Here is a 25,071-nt window from a genome sequence, read left to right on the forward strand (position 1 = left end):
TTCTAGAAAAGGGCATAACAAAAAGCACAAGCCCCTCGTTCAGCCCCGACAAGCGCTGGAGGGCCGACCGGTGAAATCGTTCTTTGACTTCATTGGGCGGATCGAAATCGAAATGTGTAGCCGATTGTCCAGAAACGCAGAAACTGGAGACTCCGACAAAGAAGCGCTTTTTGCTTCTGCCGGCGGAGTTGAAGTTTCGGAGTTTCTAGGAGGCGCCACTAGACAAGCGACTCGAGGGGCTAGGCGCTGAAGCTGGATTAAGAAAACCATATATATTTATCAACAAAAAATTATTAAATAATTCTTTTAAGAATGAAAATAGAAGGCAAGATATGACTCTGCTTCTATCTGTGATTATGGGTTGAAGTTTATGCTTTCTCTCGGATTCCCATTCTTCCGGTCATAATCAATATTCCTTGATCTGCTGAAGGTTCCTTCATCCTCGATGATTCGCAGCTCTCTGCCTTCAATATATGGAAGAACTGCCTTCCTGATTTTCTTGTCTGTTTGTTTTTTCAATGACTTATCTTTATAAGTCACGGCAACTTCAACTTTCCGGCCAAACAAAACAGATCTCACTTTATCGACATTTTCGACGGACTCTGCAGCAATGCCTACTTTCCGAGCCAATTTGTTATCTTGTTCGGTATTATTGTAGATCCTTGCCTGGCCGCTTCCCCTGTGCTCGCTTAGATGTCCATGGTAATTCAAATCACCGCGGCTATATTTATTATCTCTTTGGAAAAAGTTATGGTCATGATCGGAGCGAGGGACGGTTGGATTCGGAGGGTTGCCATTTTCATCACGCGACTGGAGCATCCTCCGCTTCCGGTTTTCGGCAGCCATTCCCTCTTTCCCAAAATTATGGTCAAAAATTTCCGTGATCGCACCCTCTCGATCATCCATCACATCAATTTCATTTCCTCTTTCATTCGAGTAATAGCCAAGTGGCTGCGCACCATCGGCATTTTGGCTTTGAACAGCGGCATCATCATTTCCGTTACATGCTGTCAGCCCTAAGGTGAGCAAGGAAGCCAAAGGTACGAATAACATCCTTTTGTTCAATCGAAAAACCCCCATCCTAGCTAAAATGAGCACTTTTTTTCATGCTCATTATTAGAGTGTGGTTGGGGCTGGGTTTTCATTCTGACAGATACGTCCAAAAACCTAATCATTCAATCTTGATTTAACTTCTTCCTGGAATTGTTTCCTTTGCTGAAACTGACCGACAGTCATTTCAACGATTGGTGCCAGGCTATAAGGATGTGTCTGGTTTCTGTTCCTTAACAAGCGGTTCCATTCCCTTAAAATATCTGCAGGATACAATAGCCCGTATAAAAAGGCGTCAGAATCCAACCATTTATTCAAATAGGATATTTTTTCCAGTGATTCAAACTGCCAATCCAAATATGGCAGGATACGGTTTGCATACTGCAGCATATCATATCCTCTTGAACCAGAGCTGATCAAATCAAAATCAATTAAGTGCAACTTCCCTTCCTTTGATCGAAGAAAATTATGATGAGCAACATCTCCATGGAGGATAACTGGTAGCCCTGTTTCAAGCTCACTTTTCAATCTCACGAAATTCCCAAGTGAAAAATCCGCCCATTCGAGCACCTCTTCGATTATGGCTTTTTTTACATAGAAATTAACTCCTGAGAGGTTTTTTGCAAATTCGGTTTTTCGATGTCGCCATTTTCTCGCTAAATCTGTTTTCGGCAGCATCCCAGCATATGAAGGAACAAGAACAGAAGTATGGTCATGGAACCTATTCAGAAGTTCAACGCCTTTCTCTCTGTCAGCTTGGACACCGTAATCAAAACGCATTTCATTATGGTCTATATATTCAATACAACCATAGTATGAACCATGGAAATGAAGAGGATCTTTATTCTGATTATAAAATCGATAAGAATGGTCAAAACCGGTTTTTCGTAAAGATGAAACAAATGCTTCTTGAATCTTTAACTTCCGCAGATCTTTATACCCTTTTAGGATAAAATGCCTTTCCACTGTTTCAACGAGATAGACATTTCCTCTTAATTGAGTTATCTCTTTGATTTCAACTTCGAGTTCGCTTGTTAAATAAGAGAAGAGACGATTGAGAAAATAATCGTCTCCACCTCTCTTGATGTTAATATTCATTGCTCTCTTCATCTTCGTAACGCGGCCTCGGCATACCATATCCACCCATTGGACCTGCTCCATAAGGATTCATGAACCCCTGCGGGCCCATGCCCATCTGATGTGGGTGAAGCTGCATGCCTGGAGCCCCTTGATAAGCGTGATGCATGTGGTGTGGATGCATACCTGGAGCACCTGGATATCCATGATGCAGGTGGTGTGGATGATGCATACCCGCTCCCATCAAACCATAAGGATTGCCCATCTGACCTTCGCAGCCACAATCATAGCCGGCACCCTGCACTGCCTGCTTAGGCATCATTGGCTGCTTCATCATTCCGCCCACCTGTGGCATTTGATTATCCATCATTCCGCCTACCTGCGGCATCATCGGCATTTGATTATCCATCATTCCGCCTACCTGCGGCATCATCGGCATTTGATTATCCATCATTCCACCGACCTGCGGCATTTGATGCGGCATCTGGCCCTGCATCATTCCGCCTACCTGCGGCATTTGATGCGGCATCTGACCCTGCATCATCCCGCCTACCTGCGGCATTTGATGCGGCATCTGACCCTGCATCATCCCGCCTACCTGCGGCATTTGGTTACCCATCATGCCACCGACTTGTGGCATCTGCGGCATTGGCATTTCTGATGATTCATCATCCATCATGCCACCGACTTGTGGCATTGATTGATTATCCATCATTCCGCCCACCTGTGGCATGTGCTGATTATTCATCATTCCGCCAACTTGTGGCTGCATTGGCATCTGATCCTCCATCGCACCTGCTACCTGAGGCATGTATGGCATCTGTTGCGGATATCCCTGCTCATACGGCGGGCAGTAGCCTGGTCCAGGCATAACCGGCGAAATCGGCATACCATGGAAGACTGGACCTGTCATTTGTGGTGCAGCTTGATGAGGCATATTTTCTCCCATACCCGGCTCAAAGGCATCTGGGCAAAGATGATGATTCCATATCTTCGGCTGGCATTGCCATATTTGGCATCATTCCCGGGTACTGGGACATTCCCTGTACCTGAGGGTATGGCATTTGCTGTCCTGGATAGCCATATGCGGGACCAGTCATGGAAGGCGCACCTGGATAACAGTTATAAGGATAAGGGATCATCGGCTGCTGGTAACCTCCTTGAACGAATGGCATCATTGATGGTGATTCATCCATGAAATCATTCTTTTCAATTTTTATCTCGGGCTTAATTTCTGGTTTCACATTAGGTTTCATCTCAGCTTTTGGCAGCTGAGGCTTTACCTCTTGCTTAACCTGTGGTTTGACCTGCTGCTTGACTGGAGCCTTGACTTCAGGCTTTACCTCTGGTTTTACTTCCGGGAAGATATTGTCTGGCTTAGGCGGTAACTTCGGTTGTGGTTTTGGCTGTGGCTTTGGCTGCGGCGGCATCTGCATATTGGCCATATTCATCATATAGTAATTGTTGATATCAATCTCCGGTTTAATTTGCACTGGCATCTTAGGTTTATATGGTTTAACAGGCTCTTCCTTCTTAACCGGTTTAGGCATTTCCTTTTTCGGCTGTTCCTTAACTGGAGCCTCTTTCGGAACTTCTTTCTTCATTTCTGGCATTGGTTTCTCTTTGGCAATCGGCATTTCCTTTTTGCCACCCATATTGATTTTTGCTTGAGGCGTGCCACCTGCGATTGGAGCTTCTTTTTTTACTGTTCCTCCAGCAGTTGGAACTTTTATTTTCATACCGGGCATAATCATATCAGGGTTGCTGAGCTGCGCGTTCATCTTTTTCAGCTCTTCAAAGTTCACGCCGTACTTCTTAGCGATCTTCCAAAGAGTATCCCCTTTCTGTACGATATGGATTTTCACTCTGATTCCCTCCTATGGCATAAGTCCATATATTCTATGTTGGTGTGGGCAAATTGCTAACAATCTTCAAAAAAACTTATGCTTCTATGTAAATAAATATGTTTTTCAGCAGGAGATTAAGCTTTTCCCATAAAAAAATCCTCCCCGGCCTGGGAAGGATTCCAATTTAAGATTGCTCAAGCATGCGGTTTAGGGCAAGCTTCGCATTAAATGCTGTTTTTTCATCCACTTTTATAAGATTAGTTTCCTGCCCCTGGACAACTGAATCAAGGCTCCAGGCAAGATGCTGCAGGTCGATTCTATTCATTGTCAAGCATGGGCACATATGTGGGTTCAAAGAAATAATCTGCTTATCCGGGTGTTGTGAAATCAGGCGGTTAACCAGATTCATTTCTGTCCCGACCGCCCAGGATGAGCCGGCAGGAGAAGCTTCGATCTCTTCAATAATATAATTAGTTGAGCCTGCCATATCAGATAGAGCAACAACCTCACGAGTGCATTCAGGGTGGACAATGATCTTCATGTCCGGGTAAGCTTCACGGACATGAGCGATATTTTGCACTGTAAAATTCTCATGAACAGAGCAATGCCCTTTCCAGAGTATCACCTTCACTTTTTCAAGCGGGCCGTCATACTCAAGAATATTTTCATTCGGATTGTAAATAGCCATTTCATCAAGCCCAATCCCGATATTAAAAGCCGTATTCCTTCCTAAATGCTGATCTGGAAGGAAGAGCAAGCGTTCCTTTTTTGAAAAAGCCCAGCGGACCATCTTCTCAGCGTTGGAGGAGGTCACAGTTGCCCCGCCATTCGCTCCGACAAATGATTTGATTGCTGCTGTGGAGTTCACATACGTCAACGGCAAAATCGTGTCCCCAAACAGCACCTGCAGGAACTCCCAGGCTCTTTCTGTCTGGTAAATATCTGCATATCCGCCATCGAACAGCCCGCCCTCATATCTGGAAGGTAGACCTTCTGGCTTTCGGTTGTTAAAATATCTGCCGTCTCAGCCATGAAATGGACGCCGCAGAACACAATATGTTCCGCTTCCCTGTTCTCTGCCGACAGCTGGGCTAATTTCAATGAATCCCCTGTCGCATCGGCGAATTGAATGACTTCATCTTTTTGATAATGATGACCTGGGATAAAAAGTTTCTTCCCCATTTTCTCCTTAATACCCTTGATCATGTCCTCCAGTTCCTGTACCGACATATTTTTATACTTATCAGGAAGCATCTTAGATTTCGCTTCGAGCGCCTCCAATATATTCATATGCTACAGCCCCTTTCGTTTCAGCCATCACTTTTGCACTAATATCCAATGATTTTACAGAGTGCGTGAGGAATCCGAGAGAAATATAATCCACACCGCAATCTCTATAGCTATGGAGGTTATCGAGCGTAATGCCTCCAGATGCTTCTGTTAAAATCCCTGCTGGAACATTGCCGATCCATTCCTTGATTTGTTCAGGCGGCCTGTTATCGAACATGATGCAGTCAACTTTTGAGGCAATCGCTTCAAGAAGCTGATCCTTAGTTTCAATCTCAACCTCGACCTTCACCATATGCCCAAGATTGGACCTAACTGCTTCAACAGCATTGCTGATTGAGCCTGCGAATGAGATGTGGTTATCCTTGATCATCACAGCGTCATACAACCCGTAACGATGATTAAAGCCTCCGCCGCACCGAACTGCATACTTCTCAAGCATCCTCAGACCCGGCGTAGTTTTGCGTGTATCACAGATTCTCGTTTTTTCGCTGTTCAATACTTTGACAGCCTCATTCGTTTTCGTCGCAATCCCGCTCATTCGCTGTACAAGGTTTAGGACGACCCTTTCTGCTTTCAGCAAATCGGAAACCCTGCCGGTGACCAAGGCAAGTTCTTGCCACTTAACAACTTTCTCTCCATCTTTCACATTCAGGGTAATCTGACTGCTCTCATCAAGCAGCTTGAAGCCTGTATGGATGATTTGCTCACCACAGAAAATCCCTTCATCCTTGGCGATTAACACGAGACTGCCTATATTTTCTTTTCCGAAAATCAGTTCACTGGTGACATCGCGTTCACCAATATCTTCAATAAAAAATTGTTCAAGTAGCAAGCGCAGTTTGATTGAATTCATGCTTACCATCCTTTACGTTTTTTCGTTGATGGATGATTTGTTTCTTCATCCAATTGGCGTTATCTTCATGGGGAAAATCTCTCCGATAGTGCCCTCCCCTGCTTTCTGTCCTTTCCAAAGCCGCCTTTGTAATCAAAGATGCGGTGATATACATGAACAGCCTGTTTAGTTCAGAGGGCTCCAAGCTGTCCAGCCGAGCCTCTAGCCATTGGTCCAGGCTGAACTGGGCGAGCCAATCATCTTGTAAGGTCAGCAATTCCTTTGTACGGACAATCCCTGTCCGGTCCATCATTGTTTGTTTTAGGGAAGAAATATCTGGGAGCACGCCGCTGAATACGATTTGATTACGGCTTTCCAGCATGTTGTCTGCGGTTATAAGAGCTTGATTTTCTATAATACTTACTTCTTCTCGTTTGGCGTTTTGTTTATGGATGCCCGTAATCTTTGCTTCTTCTCGTTTGGCAAATTGATGGCTGTTGAGCCAATCAGCAAGATTTCCGCCAACAAACATGCCTTCTAACAAGGAGTTGCTCGCCAGTCTATTTGCTCCGTGGATTCCTGTACATGCCGCTTCACCAATCGCATACAGTCCGGGGATACTGGTTCGGCCCTGCAAATCGCTCTTTATCCCGCCCATGATAAAGTGGCTCCCAGGCACAACAGGGATCAGGCCTTTTCCAATAGCTATCCCATGCTTCGTACAAAGCTTGCTGATCGTTGGGAAGCGGCTGCTGAAATCAGGGATAGTTGTGATATCTAGATAGATTTGAATTCCTCTTCGCGAGTAGTCATAAATGGTTTGCGAGACAATATGCCGCGGTGCCAGGTCCTTCAACGGATGAATTCCTTCCATGATCCGCTTTCCTTCAGCGGTAACAAGAACGGCACCTTCACCTCTTACCGCTTCAGATATGAGGCCTCTCGTCTTTCCATCCACATAAAGAAGTGTAGGATGGAACTGAACAAATTCCATGTCGGCAAGCTCGGCACCTGCCTGTATGCCAGCGCCATTCCATCCCCGGTTGCCGTCTCGGCATTAGAGGTGAAGGCAAAGACCTGCCCGCAGCCGCCCGTAGCAAGAACAACGTGGGGAGCAAGATAAGTTTCATTCGTTCCATCCATGCGCTTAGATTTAACACCGATACAGCGAGTTGCATCACTGTCTAAAATCAGCTCATATACAAATGTGGATTGTTCAATTGAGATATTGGCATCCAGGTTCGAGAGCAAAAAGTCGACCATATGCTTACCGGTCGCATCGCCTCCGCTGTGGACAATCCTTTTTTCACTATGAGCCCCTTCCATCCCCAGAAGCAATTTTCCATCTCCGTCTTCATCAAAGCGGCAGCCTGATTCCCATAATCCTTTGATCAACTCCGGTGCTTTTTTGGTAATTTCAAGTACAGCTTCAGAGTTATTATGGTGAGCCCCCGCTTCAATTGTGTCGAGATAATGCAGGTAAGGATCGTCGCCCGGTGCAACCGCTGCAGCGACCCCACCCTGGGCAAGATAAGAATTCCCTGCTGTCAGCTCCTTCTTTGTGAGAATAATCACATTTAAACTCTTTGCTAATTTATTGGCCAATTGTAGTGCGGCAATCCCGCTGCCAACAATGATTACATCTAATTGTTTCATATAATGATAGCCTCCTGGTTTAACAGGTGTCTTGACATCTATATTTACACACATTTACACTGTTGACAAGAACTTTTATTTTGACAGGGAGAAACTGCACTGAGTCTCTGATTGTGACTGTAATAGGAGTGGAAGTCAGTTTTCGGGCACATGTTGGAACTTCATGTGACCGTAAACCAAGAACAATCAAATTTTCGGGCACAAGCAAGCTATGAATATTGAATAGGAGTGAACCCATGAAATATTTCGATTACGCGGCAACTTGTCCGCTTGACCAGGACGCGGCAGAAATTTTTATCCAGGCATCGACAAAGTATTTTGGGAATAGTCAGAGCCTCCATGAAGCAGGCAGTGCTTCTGCTAATCTATTGGAAGGCTGCAGACAGGAATTCTCGAGCTTGCTCGATGTTAAGGAGAACGGGATTTATTTTACAGGTGGAGGATCTGAAGCGAATTATCTCGGGATTATGGCGCTCCTCTCTGGTAAAAGAAAAACCGGCAATCATATTGTTACCGGAGCAGCTGAACATTCCTCCGTCTACAATCTAATGAAAAAACTTGAAGGAGAAGGATGGGAAATCACATTCCTCCCTTTGAACTCAAATGGCAGAATTGAGCTTACGAGTTTTATCGAAGCTGTCCGACCCGAAACTGTGCTCGTTTCGATTCAGCATGGCAACCCAGAAGTTGGAACAATCCAGCCGATCATCAATATAGCTGAATATTGCAGTTCAAATGGAATACTCATTCACACGGATTGTGTACAAACCTTCGGAAAAATTCCCGTTGCCCCACTGGCCGGCTGGGTAGATGCCCTTTCGATATCAGGCCATAAGTTTTACGGGCCAAAAGGAACTGGAGTGGCCTATGTCAATCCGAAACTTGCCTGGAAGCCTTACATTGATGGAACTGTACATGAAAAAGGCTTCAGGCCTGGCACGGTAAATGTCCCGGGAATCGCTGCAATGACAGCAGCGGCGCAAAAAGCATATTCCCTCATGGATACAGAAACGAAAGGAATTAATAAACTGAGGGAAGCTCTTATCGATTCCCTTTCAGAAGTCAGGGATTCAATCGAGATTTTTGGAACAGAGGGTGATGAACAGCTTGCAGGTATCATGGGAATGGCGATAAAGGGATTGGAAGGACAATATGTACTGCTTGAATGCAACCGTAAGGGCTTTGCGATTTCCACCGGAACTGCTTGCCATACAGGCATGCTGTCACCTGCGAAAACCATGACCGCAATGGGGATCAAAGGAAAACAGGCCAAGGAATTTTTCAGAATATCTTTCGGGAGGGAAACTCAGCAGGAAGATGCAGTTAATCTTGGGAAAATGCTTGCTGCAATCACCGCACAGGTGTCCGCCGTTTAACTTCAAGCTGATTTTATGGTAAAATTTTCGAATGAAGAAGTCGAAGGAGAGATCGGATTATGAAGGAACCTACGAAAATCCTCGGAGATGAACGCCGGGCCTATATCCTGAAAAGTCTGCAGGAAAGCAGTGAGCCCATCACCGGAGGCGAGCTTTCGGCGATAACGAATGTAAGCAGACAAGTCATTGTTGGCGATATTACCTTGCTTAAAGCCAAAAATGAACCAATCATAGCCACCAGCCAGGGATATCTATATATGCATGCATCTCGTCCTTCAGCAGCGGAAAGGATCATTGCCGTCTCCCACGGCCCTGAAAGGACAGAAGAAGAACTTCTGCTTCTTGTCGATCACGGAGTAACTGTTAAGGATGTAAAAATTGAGCATCCCGTGTATGGGGATTTAACAGCTTCCATCATGGTCTCAAATCGAAATGAAGTAAAGCAATTCATGGAAAAAATCAGGGCAACTAACGCTTCCTACTTATCTGAGTTAACGGACGGAATCCACTTGCACACAATCTCCGCTCCAAGTGAAAAAGCGCTGGATGAAGCAGAAGAAACGCTAAGAAAAGAAAAGTTACTTATTGACCTGGAATAGTGATATAAAAAAAATCCATCAATTGATGGATTTTTATATCTTATGGCTTGAATAGCTTCCAAGCAGTTTAACTGTGCATCCTAATGCCTCTAGTTCAGCAATGGCTCCGGGAATTAATACGTCATCCATTTTCAAATTAATATCGATAATGAAAAAGTATTTTCCTAAACCAGTTTTCATTGGGCGTGATTCAATTTTGGACAGATTGAGCTTCCGCCATGAGAAAGCAGATAAGACCTGGTGCAGTGCTCCTGCCCGATCCGAAGGCAGTGTAATCATCAAACTTATCTTGGACTCTTCGGTTGGAGCCATGTAAATGTCATGACCTTCCTTCGCGAGCACAGCAAATACGGTATGGTTATAGCTGTAATCATGGACATTTTGCTCAGCAAAGACTAATCCATACTCCTCCGCAGCAAGGCTATTCGCGATTGCCGCGATGTTCTGTTCCGGATGGTTTCGTACATGTTTAGCCGCTGCGGCTGTTGATGACATATATTCAAGAGGAATTCCTTTGAATTTCCTATGTAAAAATTTATGGCACTGTGCTAATGCGTGTGGATGGCTGCAAATCAATTCTGCTTCCTTCCAGTTTTTGATATTGTCCCGATGAACCAGCAAATGCTGCCTGATTGACACCACTGCTTCACCAACAATCTGAAGGTCTGTTTCATGGACTAAATAATCAATCGTGATATTTACTGAACCCTCAATGGAATTTTCCAATGGAACGATTGCTGCATCAATTTCACCTGCTGAAGCAGCATCCATGCATTCTGGTATACTCACAAATGGAATCCTCTTAGCCTCTTTAAACAATTGCCGGGCAGCATAGTCCGTAAATGTTGCTTCCGGTCCAAGGTAACCAATATTCAAGCCCATCTCCCCCTGCTACAAATCACTCTCTTTAAGCACCTGATCCCAGTACTTCCACTTTTTCTACGAATTCCAGTCTTTTCAGCCTTGCGAGCATCTCATCCATTTCGACTCTCATTTCGGTGACATTCAAGCTTAGCGTTACATTCGCCCTGCTTTGCAGAGGAATCGTCTGATGGATGGTCAGAACATTGCAGCCAGTAGCAGCAACTGTACTCAGCAGTTCAGAAAGCGTACCAGACCGATCTTCAAGCTGGAAAAACAGCGTAATGATCCGTTCCTTCACAACTGTATGGAACGGAAAGACCGTATCACGGTATTTGTAAAATGCACTCCGGCTCAAATCGACCCTTTGAACAGCATCCCAGACCGACTCAGCTTTACCACGTTCGATCATTTCCTTTGCCTCAAGCGTTTTCTTCATTGCCTCGGGCAGGACATCTTCACGAACAAGGTAAAACTTCCTATCTTGATTTTGCTTCATCTCCATCACCCCATCAGTTTGCCAGCTTTTTTTTGCTTTTAAAATTGCTGAAAACACCATTTTTAAAGAGGAAAGCCGATTAACCTGATGCTGGCTAATCGACCTTCTAAAATCATTTAAGCCTATTCCACAAATTCAAATTCATATTCAAGCAACTTGACTGTATCGCCATCTTTCGCGCCTCGTTCACGAAGAGCATCATCAATGCCCATGCCGCGCATCTGGCGGGCGAACCTTTGGACAGATTCATCCCTTGAGAAATCAGTCATCTTGAACAGCCTTTCAATACTGTCACCCGAAATGACAAATGTTCCATCCGATTCTCGGCTAATCTGGAATTCCTGTTCTGCTTTTTCATGCTTGTACATCACGCGGTTTTCATCTTTTTCTAATTCCTCTTCATCAATGAGAGGGAATTCCGGAGTCTTTTCAATCAGGTCAGCTACCGCGAACAATAATTCACGCAGACCTTCTCTCGTAACAGCTGAGATAGGGAAAACAGGGTGTTCGTCCCCCAGCTTTTCCTTGAACACTTGCAGATTTTCTTCCGCATCTGGCATGTCCATTTTATTGGCTACAATTACTTGTGGTCTCTCAGTCAGCCTCAAGTTATATTCTTTCAATTCATTGTTGATTGTTAAATAATCCTCATAGGGATTGCGGCCTTCTGTTGCAGCCATGTCGATTACATGGATGATTACTCGTGTGCGTTCGATATGGCGCAGGAACTGATGTCCAAGGCCGACACCTGAATGCGCACCTTCGATAAGACCTGGCAAGTCCGCAAGAACAAAGCTTCTGCCGTCTTCTGTTTCGACCATCCCCAGGTTCGGTGCAATCGTCGTGAAGTGGTATTCCGCGATTTTCGGTCTAGCTGCTGAAACAACAGACAACAACGTCGATTTCCCTACGCTTGGGAAGCCTACTAGTCCTACATCCGCAAGGAGTTTCAACTCCATGATGATTTCTCTTTCTTGCCCTGGTTCACCTTTTTCGGAAAGCTCTGGTGCCGGGTTAGCCGGTGTTGCGAAACGTGAGTTGCCACGTCCTCCGCGTCCGCCCTTTGCGATGACAGCCTTCTGCCCATGTTCTACCAGGTCAGCAATGATCGCGCCAGTCTCGGCATCGGATACAATTGTCCCTGGTGGAACCTTTACGACCATATCCTTTGAATTTTTACCATGCTGGTTTTTAGACATTCCGTGCTCGCCGCGCGGTGCCTTGAAGTGGCGCTGGTATCTGAAATCCATTAGCGTGCGCAGTCCCTCTTCCACCTGGAAGACTACATTTGCACCGTTACCGCCGTCGCCGCCAGCCGGGCCGCCCTTCGGAACATATTTTTCACGTCGGAACGCGACCATTCCATCGCCGCCGTCCCCGCCTTTTACATAAATCTTAACCTGATCGACAAACATTATGTCATTACCACCTGTCTGAAATTTGTTATCGCTTCTATTTTTCCCTAGAGTGATTCCAAGAAAACTTCTATCGTCAATTCCCCGTCGACCACGCCATCCGATATGACTTTCATATTGTAACCGTGTTGCTGGTCAAGGAACCTCATCAAGCAATTTTTATCATTTATTATTCCGCTAAAATCAAAAAAGAACCCGATTCCTTTCTCCTGCGGTTCAATTGTGATGGAGAGATGGTTTTCCTGATATGGTTCAATCGAAGAATTCAATGCATCAAAAAGCTGCTCTGTCCAGCGAGTCAACAGCTGGTCATCTAATCTGTGGAAGTTCTGGGAGTCCATTACTTCATATTCCAATTGGAAATGATGATTCTCCCAATTGCAGGTTAACAATGTAGAGGCAAACTGAGGAAGATGTAAATTAGATAGCTTTGCATCCTGCCTGGCTTCCATGATAATTTCTTCAATGATCTCTTTAGCCCGGTCCACTTTATTCAGCGATATATTCCCTTTAATTAGTTGAAGCTGATTCATCCAATCATGGCGTGCATGGCGCAAAACCTCGATTGTATCCCAATCTTTTTTCATACACATACTCCTACTCATAAGACTGCTTGGTGTAAGTATAACAAAAAAGCCATTCTGCGTAAGCTAATTATGTATATTGTTTAGTATTGAAATAAGTTTAATTATCAAGAGAAGGCCATAAAATACAAGAAAACCCTAACCGCAGTGGTTAGGGTTTCTCTTTGGCTTACGCTTCTTGAGCTGCAGGATAAACACTTACTTGCTTGCGGTCACGGCCAAGACGTTCGAATTTAACGACGCCGTCAACCTTAGCGAATAGAGTGTCATCTCCACCTTTACCCACGTTTACACCTGGGTAGATTTTAGTTCCACGCTGACGATATAGGATAGAACCACCAGTTACGAATTGACCGTCTGCACGCTTAGCGCCAAGACGCTTAGAGATTGAGTCACGTCCGTTCTTAGTAGAACCTACACCCTTCTTAGAAGCGAAGAATTGAAGATCTAATCTTAACATTTTGTTCCACCTCCTACTTTTTGAAGGTTAATTTTATGTGCTTTCCGTACTCTTTTTCCATCGATTGCAATGTAATGACCATGCTTTCAAGGAGTAATTGGATTTTCTCCTGTGTATCCTCAGGCAAATTGTCCGGAATTTCACAGCGGAGAAAACCATCAGCGCCTTGTTCAATGTCCGGGGTGACCCCTGTCAATCCAATGATGGAATTGACTGTCCCAATTGTAATGGCGGAAACACCTGCACAGACAATGTCACTGCCATGGGCAGCGAATCCAGCGTGGCCGCTAATTGTAAACGATCGGATGCTTCCGGATTTTGTACGATTAATCGTTGCACGAATCATGGTAATCCGCCTTAATTAAGCGTTAATCTTTTCGATAACAACTTTAGTGTAAGGCTGACGATGACCTTGCTTCTTACGATTGTTCTTTTTCGCTTTGTATTTGAAAACGATGATTTTCTTTTGACGGCCATTCTTTTCAACTTTAGCTGTAACAGTTGCGCCTTCAACTACTGGGCTACCAACTTTAACGTTATCGCCACCTACAAAAAGAACCTTGTCAAAAGTTACAGTTTCGCCTTCAGCTGCGTTTAGCTTTTCAATGTAGATTGCTTGTCCTTCTTCTACCTTTACTTGCTTGCCGCCAGTTTCGATAATTGCGTACATTCCATTGCACCTCCTCATTAGACTCAGACTCGCCATCAGCAGGCGTTGCAAAAAAAGCAAATCTTAAATACCTGATGCGTGCGGTTGTAGCACGGGTGCTACAAACAATAACATTAAAATACTATCATATGCCGAGCAAAAGTGTCAACATATTAATCAATGTTCTTTTAATGGCCAGCTTTGGTTCAACCGAGTTCTGTCGAAGCACCAACCTTAAGGATTTCATAGAAAGGTTTCGCCGCGTCTAACACCGAGAATTTTATCTTAAATCCTAATGCTTTTTCAAGCCTCAATTTATGGATATCAGCTTCACCGGAAAAATGGCGGATGACCTCATTCGTCGCGGCTATATGAATTTCTTCGTAATCGGAGTTTTTGAACTCCCAAAGCGCGCGCTCTAGTCTGTATGCGACGGATTCCGTGCTCAGTACCTGTCCTGTACCTCCGCATGTCCAGCATTTTTCAGTCAAAGTCTCGGTCAGCGACTGCTTCGTCTTCTTTCTTGTCAGCTGGAGGATGCCAAGCTCGGTAAAGCCGATGATCCGTGTCGTGCGCTCATCCAAGTGCAGCTCTTTTTGAATGAGTTTCAGCACCTTGTTCCGTTCACTATCAGTCTTCATATCAATAAAATCGATCAGAATGATGCCTGCAAGATCCCTGAGCCTGATTTGCCTGGCAGCTTCTACTGCCGCATTCATGTTGGTCTTCATGACAGTGTCACGCAAATCGGTTTTGCCGGAAAACTTGCCTGTATTCACATCGATCATCGTAAGTGCTCTCCCTGGTCAATGACCATATAGGCTCCTTTTTCCAGCCAAACGACCCTTTTAAGCAGCCGCTCGATTTCCTGTTCGATTTTATAAAATGAAAAAATATCATCTTTCCCATTATAAAACTCTATCTCTATACCTTCTTTGATATAGTGCTCCATTCTTTTCTTAAAATCGAGGCAATCCGTAATCACTTCTCCATTTGTAAAAGAAAGAAGCACTGCCACAGCCTGCTCAAAAAAATAATCACGTCTGTGAACGATTCCGGGCTTCTTCATTCCCGACATGGTCTTTTTTAATTGAGCGTATTGAACGCGCTGGTGCTCAAGCTCACGCATGATTGCTTCCTCGGTCTGGTTCAGGCTTTCGGTCCTGAAAATGAGACCTTCCTCGGGCGTTTTGACCTGGCTGGCGAATTCTCTCCATTTATTCCTGATCTCTGGTGATTCAGCCTTTTTAGTAACAGCTATGTATTTTCCCTGCGGCATATAGACAAGATTCTCACCCTGCAATTCAATGACTCCCGTCAGCCTCGCCCCTTTTGTCACGGCTGCATCTTTTTCAACCTGGACTAGCAGCTTTTCACCTTGATGGACATACGAAGAGATCGAGCGATTTGCTTTATCTTCGTCGTCAGATTTGACATAGGATGCCAGCTTATCTTTTTGAAGAAAGCCGCTTAATTCTTCGCCGAAATTGATGAATGCTGCATTCATCCCTGGTATCACTTTTTCAACGATCCCAAGATAAATATTCCCGACCAGTGATTGCTGGCCTGGCTGTTCAATATATATTTTTTCGACTTCGCCATTTTTGAGCAAAGCGAAGCGCTTCTCTCTCGAATTTGCGTTGATAATTAACTGGTTCATTGTTTCTCCTTAACCACTAGAAATGCGCAAGCGCTTGATCAGCCCCGCCAAGCGCTGGAGGGCCGACCAGTGAAGTCGCTCTTTGACTTCATTGGGCGGACCGAAGCGACCTCGAGGGGCTAGGCGCTGGAGCTAGACACTAATCTTAGTGCAAAAGATTAATACTTATAAAGTAATAAAAAATGCAGCGCAATGGTTTCTGCGCTGCATTCATTATCCTATTTTAGAAGGTGTAAAGCAAATCTCCTATTTTCGCCGATAATAACTTCTCACTGAAAAATGCATGTAGCAATTCATTCTCGTCCATGACCATTTCCTTGCCGTTCTGCTGCTTGACGATGATTGGATGCTTGCAGCCACGCTGGAACTTTTCAAGGACCTGGCCGACCATTTCATTCTCGGTCGCATTGATCGGCTTGAGCTCTCGCAAATCTACCTGTTTTCCATAATGCCTTTCCATCAAAAAACGCATGAAGATAAACCGCCGCTGCTTCCATTCATAGTAAAGCGAAAACGCCAGGAAGCCGATGATGACCCAGACATTCAAGGTCGACGGGGCGATGATGATAAGGACCGCCGAAAAGATAATCAATGTTCCGGCTGAAACATATATCGTCCGCAAGTGGGCTTCCTGAAAGGATTTTTTCATTGATAACAAAATGAACACCAGCTTGCCTCCATCCAATGGCCAGATCGGGATAAGATTGAACAGGAGGATCATCATATTATATTGAATGAACAGCATATGCCATTTTTCCGGAAGGACCCCTGCGATAAACAGGATATAGGATAGTGTTATCATCCAAACATGCTGAAGGGGCCCAGACAGAACAACAATCAGCTCTTCTTTTAACGGCCTGTTCCCGTGCTCATCCATTTCAGCGACTCCGCCGAAGGGAAGCAGGGCGATTTTCTTGATTCTCCACGAAAAAAAAGAAGCTGCAGCACCATGTCCCATTTCATGAACAAAAATAATCAGCAGCACCATCATCAGCTCTATAAAATGCGCGGTCGCAACAGCAAGGGCGATGATCACCCACAACAAAGGATGGATGTGTATTTTTCGCAATAACGCAATGGCTTTATTCAAACTTGATCACCTGGACGGGATCTACGAAGTCATCCCCTTTTTTAATGGCGAAATAAAATGAACCTTTTATTCCATCCGTACTATCCATTGCCGTACCCACCTTCGCTCCTTTAGAAATATACTCATAGAGGCTCACTTCGATTTCATCGAGGTTTCCATACCATGTTTCACTCTTGTCCGCATGCTGCACAATGACCGTTTTACCGAACCCTTCTTTCATGCCGACAAAGTGCACTAGCCCTTCATCCATGGCTTCCACGCCGGCACCTTTGCCGGTTTCAATCTGAATTCTCTGGCCATTGTCACCAAAATCTTCAAGGATCCTTCCTGAGGCAGGGAGTGCATACTGGTTGTCTGGAGCCAGATCCTGTTTGTTTTCTTCATCAACACTTTTTTTGGCAGGAAGCAATGCCAGCGGTTTGCCAAATTGGTTTTCATACCAGTCCGAAACGGCGGCAAACTGAAATTCCTGCTCCATCGTCTGATTCACATATTGTTGGATCGTTTCTGCTTTTTCAGAGGGACTCCGGTAAATGATCGCAATGATCAAAACAAGGCAAGCGGAAGCAAGTACCTTGAACAGGAATACTTCCTTTTTGAATAAAGGATGTCCGCCTTCCCCTGGACCCATGTCATAAGATGAAATCCTGTCAAAACCATGCCGTTCTTCCTCCGTCGAGAAAAAGCGGTTATGGCTCATTTTCTCCATTCTTTCCCGCTCTCTTTTCCTTTTCATCACCCTTCTGCGTATATCATCAGCTCTCGAGTTCATCCAATCCCCACCATTCCCCTTGTACTCTAAGTTAGTACAAGTCTATGACCTGTCCCACAAGAGTATGACAATTTCACTTATTTGAAAGTGAGGATTAAATAGAAAAGGCATCTGTCCTCGTATAAACGAGAAGTAGATGCCTTTTAATCAGCGAACTCCGAAGAACTTCTTAATCTTTGAAAATACGCCTTTATTATCGTTGTCTAATTGCTGCAATGGAACTGACTCGCCGAGAATCCTCCTGGCGATGTTCCTGTATGCAATGGATGCTTTGCTATTTGGATTCAGTGCGATTGGCTCACCATGGTTTGATGCTTTGATGACTTCATCATCATCGGCAACAATCCCGATTAAGTCGATCGAAAGATGTGTCGTGATTTCATCCACATCCAGCATGTCGCCATTTTTCATCATATGGGTGCGGATCCGGTTGATGACAAGTTTTGGTGATTCAACGTTTTCTTCTTTTTCGAGCAGGCCAATAATCCTGTCAGCATCCCTGACTGCGGATACTTCTGGTGTTGTCACGACAATCGCCTTGTCCGCACCGGCAACAGCGTTTTTATAACCCTGCTCGATTCCAGCCGGGCAATCAATGATGATATAATCATAATCCTGCTTCAGCTCATTCACCAATTTCCTCATTTGTTCGGGCTGAACGGCAGTTTTATCGCTCGTCTGGGCAGCTGGGAGCAAATAAAGGTGGTCATCGAAGCGCTTATCTTTTACAAGTGCCTGATGAATCTTGCATCTTCCTTCGATTACATCGACAAGATCATATATAATGCGATTTTCGAGCCCCATTACAACGTCCAGGTTACGCAAGCCGATATCTGTATCTATCAGGCAGACTCTTTTGCCTTGAAGGGCCAAAGCTGTACCTATATTAGCAGAAGTTGTCGTTTTGCCAACTCCGCCTTTTCCGGATGTAACTACTATCGCTTCTCCCACTTTAGAGGCCTCCTTCGAATCTAGTTAAACTAGGTCTTTTCTTCATTAAAACTTGCAATCTATCAACAACAATCTGTTGACTGTCAGATATGTAAGCACATTCCATCACGCGGCTTTCTTCTTCAGGGACATGGTCTGGAGCCCGGTTGATGCAATCGCTGATCCTGAGCTGCGAGGGCTTCATAACAGATGCAGCAATGACCGCTTCGATATTTCCTTCCGTACCGGCATGTGCAAGCCCTTTCAAAGCACCCATGATAAAAATATTTCCTGTTGCCTTGACTGTTCCTCCTGGATTGACATCTCCAATGAGCAGCAAGTCCCCTGTTATCTCAAGAACCTGGCCTGAACGAATCACTTTGGCAACAGGAACGATTTCTGTTTCCTGACGAAGCCTTTCAGCTTCCTCCCTCGTGATCACATTCGTCTCAAGGCCCTCAACGATTAAGTTCCTCTTCTGGCGGATCAGGTCTTTCAGCTCTTCCTCCTGAGCTTCGTAAGGTACCTATTTCCTACCTTCACCTTTACCGAAAGCAGCTGTTGCTCCTCCAGGACACGAGTTGAATTCGAAAGCTTTCGATCGAGTTCCTTCTTTAATTCATCGTAGGAACAAGTATCGTCCAAATGGAGCGTAAGTCCATCTTTTGTTCCTTTTATTGTCACATTTTGTGTTTTCTTCATACTGGATGTTCACCTCATACGAAAAGCGCAAGCGCCTTGGTCAGACCCGACAAGCGTTACCCGCCTATAACGCCACATCGTGTGGCTGGCGGGTCTGGCACGTCCTGTGCTTCAGAGTGCCTGACAGTTAAGTCGTTCTTTGACTTCATTGACAGGAACGAAACGTCTCGAGGGGCTAGGCGCTGGAGCTAGACACTAATCTAAGTGTAAAAGTCTTATTTCATAAAAAAGCGCAAGACAATTGTCTGTTATAAAGTAATTTCTTATATCACCTGAAAGAAATTCGACAAGTGTCCGCTGAATTCCTTTATTTGAATAGCCTACATCAATATTTTCTCTTCACCGCTGCTTTCATCGATTTTTCGGGGTGCCTTCCAAAATACAACCAGATAATCAGTCATTAAGTCTGTCTGCAGCATTTTCGAACTGTTTTTTTAATGGATAGCAGCAAGATGATAAAAGCAAGATTTAAGATCAAAGTCGGGACTAGTCTTATTTTAACATAGGTGGAAAAGTCCAGGTCAGTAATTTTTATCAGCAGCATCAACTCGTATACTCCTGCTTCCAAAAGCGCAATGCCAAGAAGTGAAAGGATTGAAACGATCAAAATATTGGTCTGCAGGATTCTCATCATATTTGCGGTCAAATAGGCGATGAACGGAAACAAAAATAGATAAATCCCGATAATTTCAGTGTAGATGACATCAAAAAGCAGTCCAAAGATAATGCCATAAAGAATTCCATGTTTTGGACTCAGGTAAGCCGTCAAAAATAAAATTCCTGCCATGAGGAAATGAGGAACAAGAATCCGGTCACTGTTGAATAATTCCGCAGGCAGAAGTTCGACAAACAAACTTTCCAGGATGAATAACAAAGCAAAAAGTGCCGGGAGCAGGAAACGGATCAATTGCCTTCCTCCTCTCCTTCACTACCTTCCAAGCTTTCTTCAAGGTCTACTGAGACCATTGATTTCTTGACAACCATGACATGTTCCAAATCATATAGATTTGCTTCCGGCTTAATATATGCCGTTTGATTCAGGCCAAATTGGTCCGGGACAACTGTGACAACTTTGCCGATTGGAAGGTCTTTAGGGAAGATTCCACCCATACCAGTCGTGACGACATTCTGCCCTTTTTCAATTTCCGCATCATACGGCAGCCCTTTTAACAATAAAAGCTCTTTCTTCTTGTCATACCCTTCGATTGTGCCGTAAAGCGGTTTTTCTGCCTGGAGAATCGCAGAAATTCTGTTGGTTGGGTCAATAGAGCTGATCAGCTGCACGGTTGCCGAAAATGGTGTCGTGCTCTTAACCTTGCCGATTAACCCTTTTGCAGTGATAACGGCCATGTTTTTTTCCACGCCATTAGAAGCACCTTTATTAATGATTATCAGTTCATTCCAGCGTTCAGGACTTCTGGCAATCCTGACTGCCTGGATTGGTTCATAGTCTGCTAGTGATTCTTTCTTATCTAAAATTTCCTGAAGTTCCTCGTTTTCTTTTTCAAGGGAGTATACTTTCGCTTCAAGGCGGGCCATATCATCAACTCGTTTCTTCAACTCTTTGTTTTCCTGATATGTATTTTGCAAGTCTTGAAGGTTTTCGATTAAACCGGCAATATAATTGGCAGGCCTTGAGACAACGGACTGCACCCAGCTTGTAGAGTCTTTGACAAACTGCTCTGGCCATGTCAATTCTTCTCTTTCCCTTAAAGAAAATCCAATCAATGCCACGAGGACTATAATGCTAACAAGCAGCATTATCAGGCGTTTATTAAAGAAGAACTGTGGCATGATTTACACCTCTAATCTAAAAAAATGGATTACAGAAGAGGAGGGAAGTGGATTTCCCCGCTTCCCTTCTTCCTATTACCTGGATTCTTTTGCCTTGGTCTTGAATAAATCTATATGATCCAATGCCTTGCCTGTACCAATTGCAACACAGTCAAGCGGGTCTTCAGCAATCAAGACCGGCATCTTTGTTTCTTCACTGATAACCTTGTCCAAATTACGCAGCAATGCGCCTCCGCCTGTAAGGACAATTCCTCGGTCCATGATATCAGAAGCAAGTTCTGGCGGCGTTTTTTTCAAGCGTCAGCTTAACAGCATCAACAATGGCGTATACTGTGTCACGCAGTGCTTTGGCAATTTCTTCAGCAGTGATTTCAATTGTCTTAGGCAATCCTGTCAGCAAGTCGCGGCCGCGGATTTCCATATTTTCTATTCCCTCGGCGTCACCTGCTGAACCAACTTCCATTTTAATCGCTTCTGCTGTTCTCTCACCGATCATCAGATTGTAAGTTTTACGAATATAATTAATGATTGCGCCATCCATCTCATCACCAGCAATACGGACAGATTGAGATGTAACGATTCCGCCAAGAGAAATGATCGCGACTTCAGTCGTACCCCCGCCAATGTCAACAACCATGCTGCCAGTTGGCTCCCATACAGGAAGGTTTGCCCCAATCGCTGCTGCAAACGGTTCCTCAATCGTAAAGGCATCTCTTGCGCCTGCCTGGCGGGTTGCGTCAATAACCGCACGCTCCTCAACACCTGTTATCCCAGAGGGAACACATACCATTACATACGGCTTGCCGGTAAACCAGCCTTTATTCTTCGTTGCCTGTTTAATATAGTATTTCATCATTGAAGCGGTTGTCTCGTAATCAGCAATGACGCCATCCTTCATCGGCCTTAATGCAACGACATTGCCTGGTGTACGGCCGATCATATTTTTCGCATCATTACCGACAGCAACGATATTTTTTGTATCTGTCTGAATTGCCACAACGGACGGCTCTCTTAAAACAATTCCTTTTCCTTTAACATAAACAAGTGTATTAGCAGTACCAAGGTCAATTCCTAGGTCTCTTGTTCCAATCCCAAACATATTTGTATCTCCCTTTCTTAACAAAAAATGCAATAAAAGAACAGGCAATCTATAACAAAATTAGTTGAATGTTCATAGGCGGATTTCCTGACAAAATTTTAACTTTATCCGCAAAAATCATAAATTATATTATATCTCAACATCAATCAAAATCCTAGTATCATACATACCCTTTTTCCTTCAAACTAACATATTTATTTTCCCCAATGATCAAATGATCTAACAATTCAATTCCGACAATTTTCCCAGACTCAGCAAGTCTTTTCGTCACTTCTATATCTTCTCTGCTTGGGGTAGGATCTCCTGATGGATGATTGTGGACGCAAATGACAGACGCTGCAGACCGGCGCACGGCTTCTTTGTACACCTCTCTTGGGTGGACAATTGAAGCGTTAAGACTGCCGATAAATATCGTCTGTCTGTGGATCACCTGGTTTTTCGTATTCAGGTACAGGCAGACAAAATGCTCCTGTGTCAGGAAGCGCATATCATTCATTAAATATTTCGCACCGTCTTCCGGTGAGCGTATTACATAGCGTTCATCTAGGGTATGGTTGGCGATGCGCCTGCCGATTTCAACTGCTGCGAGGACATGGATCGCTTTTGCTTTTCCGATTCCTTTTATTTGGGTTAACTCTTCCAGTGTAGCATCTTTTAGAAGGCGGAGGCCCTCAAACTGGGCAAGCATTCGGTTTGCAAGCTGGAGGACTGATTCCTCCCTAGATCCCGTACCTAACAACAGGGCAAGCAATTCGTGATTGGAAAGGCTTTGGGGGCCATTCTGGACAAATCGCTCCCGCGGCCGCTCATTTTGCGGATAATCTCTGATCATTAATGAATTTGTAGACAATCGATTTTCCTCCCGGTCATTGATTATGACGAGGGAAGTGTAGAAGAAGTTTCTGTGGATTTCTTTTAATAAGGAAGGTTGTAACCGATTTTTCTTAACTCCCTGATCAACCTGGATACAGGCAGTCCAACAACTGTGTAATAATCCCCACTGATTTCTTTGACAAGCATGCTGCCGAATCCCTGGATTCCGTAACCGCCTGCCTTATCGAATGGTTCACCGCTCTTTATATAGGTGTCGATTTCTTCATCTGACAAATCCCAGAACGTCACATCTGTTTTTTCATAGAAACGCGTTTCCTTCTCAGGGGAGATGATCGATACTCCTGTGTAGACTGAATGGGTGTTCCCAGACAGCTTTTTGAGCATCTGTAAGGCTTCTTGTCCGCTTTCAGGCTTCCCAAGGATTGTTCCATCGTGAACCACGACAGTATCCGATCCAATCAGGAAACAATCTGGATAATCATGAGCCACAGTTTCCGACTTTCTGGAAGCAAGCTCCATTACCACTTCAGCAGGACTGAGGGTTTCACTGAAACTTTCGTCTGCATCACTGCTCGAGATTTCAAATTTCAAGCGGAGGCTTTCAAGAAGTTCTTTTCGCCGTGGAGAAGAAGAGGCTAAAATGAGGCGTTGCATAAAATCACCTTTCTTTTCTATTTGCATCAAAGGGAGATACAAGCTAATACTATCAAAGTTCACCATTTCAAACAATCCAAAGTCCTTATTCTGGCAAAAAAATCAGAGCCTGGCGCATTTTGCCGAAGGCTCTGTTAATTTGTACAATTTCCCGGAAAATATTCTTTCTCCCTTCTGCCAATTAATGATTGAGGCAGAGATTATTTGCCAATGGATTGATAGGCTGACAGGAATGCCAGGAGGCTTTTCTCCATTTCAGCCAGCTGGTTGGCATCCTTACCTTTTTGGTAACTTATAAAAGCAGCACCCGCCCTTTCCATGCTCGCCTTAGCCTTCAGGACAGTTGGATTCTTTATACTCTTGTCTTCAATCTTGCTTATCATTGACTGGAAGTCCTCTGCTTTCTTCACTTCATCTGGTGCAGCTGCTGTTCCGCTCATCAGGATTGGATAGATTTCTGGTGTCTGCTGGAGGAATTCCGATTCAGCTGCTGTTAAGCCAGCTGCCGTTCCACCTGGAATTTCGAATGATTTTGCGTATACCTCCTCCACCCCTTTTGCCTTGAATGCTTCTGCCTGTTGTTTGGCAGACTCAATGCTTCCAGCAGTTCCTAAATAGACGGCGAACTGGCCATTTACAGGAAATAACTCAGCTGTGACTCCCTGGCCAGCAAGGAGGTTCACCCTTTCCTTGGCAGCAGCCTCTGTTGTGAAAATACCGTTCTGGATAATGAAGACAGGAATTGATTTTAATTCAAGCGACTCCTTTCCGCCTGCAGGACTTTCTTCTGCCTGCCAGGCTTTTGGCGTGGTGATGGCTGGCGCAGCCGTATCTGGTTCTGATGGCAAGAATTTAAGGAATGTCACGCCAAATGCAGTCCCGAGCAAAACGGCAAAAAGGACATTCATAATAATAGTCGTATAAAGACGATTGTTCTTTTTAGACTTAGTATTCCAAACCGAAATGCCTAAGCTTTTCTTTTTCTGTTTTTTTTCCTGCTTCGGAGCTATTTTGTATTCTTTGATGATTTCCTCTTCGACAGGATCAGGCAAGATCCAGTCAAAGCTCTCCTCGGCTTTTTCCTGGGCGGCCGCTGTCTCCTTCAACGCTGCATCATTGTCCAGCGGATACTCCTTGCTTCGGTCTCCACGGATCTCGTTGATCTGGTAACTGCTGCTTTTTTCTTTATCATATTTAGGTTTTTCTTCTTGGTTAGGTTTCTGTATGGTTCCATTACCCTTAATTTTTTTGTCTGCCTGAACCGGACGGTCCTTGCCATTAATCTTGATAGTGATCGTCTTTCCATGCTTGTCCAATGCTTGTACCTCCCCCTGCCCGTTC

25 protein-coding genes, 5 pseudogenes and 1 other annotated feature are annotated in these 25,071 nt (G+C 44.5%); of the genes and pseudogenes, 4 read left to right on the plus strand and 26 right to left on the minus strand.

The features are described from left to right. Window positions 1-70 precede the first annotated feature (70 nt). Window positions 71-250, plus strand: a complete 180-nt coding sequence (locus JCM21738_RS02305; RefSeq protein ID WP_023627162.1) for a hypothetical protein — start codon at window positions 71-73, stop codon at window positions 248-250. A 104-nt stretch (window positions 251-354) separates the two neighbouring features. Here the strand turns inward: JCM21738_RS02305 and JCM21738_RS02310 are convergent, their stop codons facing one another. The 8 genes and pseudogenes from JCM21738_RS02310 to JCM21738_RS26980 all read right to left on the minus strand — a co-directional run. After that, on the minus strand, window positions 355-1,065 hold the full coding sequence (locus tag JCM21738_RS02310; protein WP_023627161.1) for a YhcN/YlaJ family sporulation lipoprotein: 711 nt from the start codon (window positions 1,063-1,065) through the stop codon (window positions 355-357). Window positions 1,066-1,167: 102 nt separating this feature from the next. Next, window positions 1,168-2,187, minus strand: coding sequence for a phosphotransferase (locus JCM21738_RS02315; protein WP_232215934.1), 1,020 nt, complete (start codon window positions 2,185-2,187; stop codon window positions 1,168-1,170). Continuing rightward, window positions 2,138-3,064 (minus strand): polyadenylate binding domain-containing protein, encoded by a 927-nt coding sequence (locus JCM21738_RS22100; RefSeq protein WP_052019539.1) that lies wholly within the window; start codon window positions 3,062-3,064, stop codon window positions 2,138-2,140. Before JCM21738_RS22100 ends, JCM21738_RS02315 begins: the two co-directional genes overlap by 50 nt. Before the next feature lie 19 nt (window positions 3,065-3,083). Next, entirely contained in the window at window positions 3,084-3,992 is a 909-nt protein-coding gene (gene safA / locus JCM21738_RS26525) for a SafA/ExsA family spore coat assembly protein (protein WP_052019540.1), read from the minus strand. A gap of 166 nt (window positions 3,993-4,158) precedes the next feature. Then, window positions 4,159-5,264, minus strand: a pseudogene (gene nadA, locus JCM21738_RS02330) (quinolinate synthase NadA). Next, window positions 5,230-6,117 carry a carboxylating nicotinate-nucleotide diphosphorylase gene (gene nadC / locus JCM21738_RS02335; RefSeq protein WP_023627157.1) on the minus strand — a complete coding sequence of 296 codons (888 nt, stop codon included), beginning with the start codon at window positions 6,115-6,117 and terminating at the stop codon, window positions 5,230-5,232. Before nadC ends, nadA begins: the two are co-directional and overlap by 35 nt. Continuing rightward, window positions 6,086-6,628, minus strand: coding sequence for a hypothetical protein (locus tag JCM21738_RS26975; protein WP_369385602.1), 543 nt, complete (start codon window positions 6,626-6,628; stop codon window positions 6,086-6,088). The genes nadC and JCM21738_RS26975 overlap by 32 nt, the downstream gene beginning before the upstream one ends. 69 nt (window positions 6,629-6,697) lie before the next feature. Beyond that, window positions 6,698-7,806, minus strand: a pseudogene (locus JCM21738_RS26980) (FAD-binding protein); the annotation flags it as partial. Window positions 7,807-7,988: 182 nt separating this feature from the next. Here JCM21738_RS26980 and JCM21738_RS02345 point away from each other — a divergent pair. Both JCM21738_RS02345 and JCM21738_RS02350 read left to right on the plus strand, forming a co-directional pair. After that, window positions 7,989-9,128, plus strand: coding sequence for an IscS subfamily cysteine desulfurase (locus JCM21738_RS02345; RefSeq protein ID WP_023627155.1), 1,140 nt, complete (start codon window positions 7,989-7,991; stop codon window positions 9,126-9,128). 59 nt (window positions 9,129-9,187) lie between these two features. Further along, window positions 9,188-9,727: a transcription repressor NadR gene (locus tag JCM21738_RS02350; protein ID WP_023627154.1), complete on the plus strand. Its 540-nt coding sequence runs from the start codon at window positions 9,188-9,190 to the stop codon at window positions 9,725-9,727. Between the two features lie 33 nt (window positions 9,728-9,760). On the opposite strand, the gene pheA is transcribed toward JCM21738_RS02350, so the two are convergent. The 12 genes and pseudogenes from pheA to minC form a co-directional block, all read right to left on the minus strand. After that, window positions 9,761-10,603 (minus strand): prephenate dehydratase, encoded by an 843-nt coding sequence (pheA, locus tag JCM21738_RS02355; RefSeq protein WP_023627153.1) that lies wholly within the window; start codon window positions 10,601-10,603, stop codon window positions 9,761-9,763. Between the two features lie 31 nt (window positions 10,604-10,634). After that, window positions 10,635-11,087: a transcriptional regulator ThrR gene (gene thrR / locus JCM21738_RS02360; RefSeq protein WP_023627152.1), complete on the minus strand. Its 453-nt coding sequence runs from the start codon at window positions 11,085-11,087 to the stop codon at window positions 10,635-10,637. A 122-nt stretch (window positions 11,088-11,209) separates the two neighbouring features. Further along, on the minus strand, window positions 11,210-12,502 hold the full coding sequence (gene obgE, locus JCM21738_RS02365; RefSeq protein ID WP_023627151.1) for a GTPase ObgE: 1,293 nt from the start codon (window positions 12,500-12,502) through the stop codon (window positions 11,210-11,212). Between the two features lie 47 nt (window positions 12,503-12,549). Continuing rightward, complete coding sequence (locus JCM21738_RS02370; RefSeq protein WP_023627150.1) at window positions 12,550-13,089, minus strand: Spo0B C-terminal domain-containing protein; 540 nt, start codon at window positions 13,087-13,089, stop codon at window positions 12,550-12,552. 166 nt (window positions 13,090-13,255) lie between these two features. Continuing rightward, window positions 13,256-13,546 carry a 50S ribosomal protein L27 gene (rpmA, locus tag JCM21738_RS02375; protein WP_023627149.1) on the minus strand — a complete coding sequence of 97 codons (291 nt, stop codon included), beginning with the start codon at window positions 13,544-13,546 and terminating at the stop codon, window positions 13,256-13,258. 13 nt (window positions 13,547-13,559) lie between these two features. Then, window positions 13,560-13,892 carry a ribosomal-processing cysteine protease Prp gene (locus JCM21738_RS02380; RefSeq protein ID WP_023627148.1) on the minus strand — a complete coding sequence of 111 codons (333 nt, stop codon included), beginning with the start codon at window positions 13,890-13,892 and terminating at the stop codon, window positions 13,560-13,562. A gap of 15 nt (window positions 13,893-13,907) precedes the next feature. Next, window positions 13,908-14,216, minus strand: a complete 309-nt coding sequence (rplU, locus tag JCM21738_RS02385; protein ID WP_023627147.1) for a 50S ribosomal protein L21 — start codon at window positions 14,214-14,216, stop codon at window positions 13,908-13,910. Between the two features lie 15 nt (window positions 14,217-14,231). Continuing rightward, window positions 14,232-14,312: a sequence feature (ribosomal protein L21 leader region), on the minus strand. An 89-nt stretch (window positions 14,313-14,401) separates the two neighbouring features. Further along, window positions 14,402-15,855: pseudogene (locus JCM21738_RS02390) on the minus strand (Rne/Rng family ribonuclease). A 223-nt stretch (window positions 15,856-16,078) separates the two neighbouring features. Further along, window positions 16,079-16,945 carry a M50 family metallopeptidase gene (locus tag JCM21738_RS02395; protein WP_023627145.1) on the minus strand — a complete coding sequence of 289 codons (867 nt, stop codon included), beginning with the start codon at window positions 16,943-16,945 and terminating at the stop codon, window positions 16,079-16,081. Beyond that, window positions 16,938-17,717 carry a M23 family metallopeptidase gene (locus JCM21738_RS02400; protein ID WP_023627144.1) on the minus strand — a complete coding sequence of 260 codons (780 nt, stop codon included), beginning with the start codon at window positions 17,715-17,717 and terminating at the stop codon, window positions 16,938-16,940. Before JCM21738_RS02400 ends, JCM21738_RS02395 begins: the two co-directional genes overlap by 8 nt. A 147-nt stretch (window positions 17,718-17,864) precedes the next feature. Continuing rightward, the gene (gene minD, locus JCM21738_RS02405) at window positions 17,865-18,668 is read right to left on the minus strand and encodes a septum site-determining protein MinD (protein ID WP_023627143.1); all 804 of its coding nucleotides are present in this window, start codon (window positions 18,666-18,668) and stop codon (window positions 17,865-17,867) included. Between the two features lies 1 nt (window position 18,669). Next, window positions 18,670-19,349, minus strand: a pseudogene (gene minC / locus JCM21738_RS02410) (septum site-determining protein MinC). Between the two features lie 36 nt (window positions 19,350-19,385). On the opposite strand from minC, the gene JCM21738_RS24115 reads away from it, so the two are divergent. Further along, on the plus strand, window positions 19,386-19,541 hold the full coding sequence (locus JCM21738_RS24115; RefSeq protein ID WP_156315496.1) for a hypothetical protein: 156 nt from the start codon (window positions 19,386-19,388) through the stop codon (window positions 19,539-19,541). Between the two features lie 208 nt (window positions 19,542-19,749). Here the strand turns inward: JCM21738_RS24115 and mreD are convergent, their stop codons facing one another. From mreD to JCM21738_RS02440, 6 genes and pseudogenes are all read right to left on the minus strand, one after another. Then, window positions 19,750-20,256 carry a rod shape-determining protein MreD gene (gene mreD, locus JCM21738_RS02415; protein WP_243462854.1) on the minus strand — a complete coding sequence of 169 codons (507 nt, stop codon included), beginning with the start codon at window positions 20,254-20,256 and terminating at the stop codon, window positions 19,750-19,752. Beyond that, window positions 20,253-21,143 carry a rod shape-determining protein MreC gene (gene mreC, locus JCM21738_RS02420; RefSeq protein WP_023627140.1) on the minus strand — a complete coding sequence of 297 codons (891 nt, stop codon included), beginning with the start codon at window positions 21,141-21,143 and terminating at the stop codon, window positions 20,253-20,255. Before mreC ends, mreD begins: the two co-directional genes overlap by 4 nt. A 75-nt stretch (window positions 21,144-21,218) precedes the next feature. After that, a pseudogene (locus tag JCM21738_RS02425) lies at window positions 21,219-22,242 on the minus strand (rod shape-determining protein). Between the two features lie 160 nt (window positions 22,243-22,402). Then, window positions 22,403-23,092, minus strand: coding sequence for a RadC family protein (gene radC, locus JCM21738_RS02430; RefSeq protein ID WP_023627138.1), 690 nt, complete (start codon window positions 23,090-23,092; stop codon window positions 22,403-22,405). 65 nt (window positions 23,093-23,157) lie between these two features. After that, window positions 23,158-23,730, minus strand: a complete 573-nt coding sequence (locus JCM21738_RS02435) for a Maf family protein (protein WP_031308345.1) — start codon at window positions 23,728-23,730, stop codon at window positions 23,158-23,160. A gap of 200 nt (window positions 23,731-23,930) precedes the next feature. Further along, window positions 23,931-25,046 carry an SPOR domain-containing protein gene (locus JCM21738_RS02440; protein WP_023627136.1) on the minus strand — a complete coding sequence of 372 codons (1,116 nt, stop codon included), beginning with the start codon at window positions 25,044-25,046 and terminating at the stop codon, window positions 23,931-23,933. Between the last annotated feature and the right edge of the window lie 25 nt (window positions 25,047-25,071).

The organism is Mesobacillus boroniphilus JCM 21738, assembly GCF_000517385.1.
GTDB classification, from domain to species: Bacteria; Bacillota; Bacilli; order Bacillales; family Cytobacillaceae; genus Mesobacillus; species Mesobacillus boroniphilus.

Excerpts from the sequence above, each read along its gene's own strand:
- JCM21738_RS02400 (WP_023627144.1), bottom strand. The coding sequence starts at position 17,717 with ATGAACTCGAGAGCTGATGATATACGCAGAAGGGTGATGAAAAGGAAA.
- mreC (WP_023627140.1), bottom strand. The coding sequence starts at position 21,143 with ATGCCACAGTTCTTCTTTAATAAACGCCTGATAATGCTGCTTGTTAGC.
- JCM21738_RS26975 (WP_369385602.1), bottom strand. The coding sequence starts at position 6,628 with ATGTTTGTTGGCGGAAATCTTGCTGATTGGCTCAACAGCCATCAATTT.
- thrR (WP_023627152.1), bottom strand. The coding sequence starts at position 11,087 with ATGAAGCAAAATCAAGATAGGAAGTTTTACCTTGTTCGTGAAGATGTC.
- JCM21738_RS02350 (WP_023627154.1), top strand. The coding sequence starts at position 9,188 with ATGAAGGAACCTACGAAAATCCTCGGAGATGAACGCCGGGCCTATATC.
- nadC (WP_023627157.1), bottom strand. The coding sequence starts at position 6,117 with ATGAATTCAATCAAACTGCGCTTGCTACTTGAACAATTTTTTATTGAA.
- obgE (WP_023627151.1), bottom strand. The coding sequence starts at position 12,502 with ATGTTTGTCGATCAGGTTAAGATTTATGTAAAAGGCGGGGACGGCGGC.
- JCM21738_RS02315 (WP_232215934.1), bottom strand. The coding sequence starts at position 2,187 with ATGGTATGCCGAGGCCGCGTTACGAAGATGAAGAGAGCAATGAATATT.
- JCM21738_RS22100 (WP_052019539.1), bottom strand. The coding sequence starts at position 3,064 with ATGCCTCATCAAGCTGCACCACAAATGACAGGTCCAGTCTTCCATGGT.
- JCM21738_RS02380 (WP_023627148.1), bottom strand. The coding sequence starts at position 13,892 with ATGATTCGTGCAACGATTAATCGTACAAAATCCGGAAGCATCCGATCG.
- rpmA (WP_023627149.1), bottom strand. The coding sequence starts at position 13,546 with ATGTTAAGATTAGATCTTCAATTCTTCGCTTCTAAGAAGGGTGTAGGT.
- JCM21738_RS02345 (WP_023627155.1), top strand. The coding sequence starts at position 7,989 with ATGAAATATTTCGATTACGCGGCAACTTGTCCGCTTGACCAGGACGCG.
- JCM21738_RS02370 (WP_023627150.1), bottom strand. The coding sequence starts at position 13,089 with ATGAAAAAAGATTGGGATACAATCGAGGTTTTGCGCCATGCACGCCAT.
- JCM21738_RS02435 (WP_031308345.1), bottom strand. The coding sequence starts at position 23,730 with ATGCAACGCCTCATTTTAGCCTCTTCTTCTCCACGGCGAAAAGAACTT.
- rplU (WP_023627147.1), bottom strand. The coding sequence starts at position 14,216 with ATGTACGCAATTATCGAAACTGGCGGCAAGCAAGTAAAGGTAGAAGAA.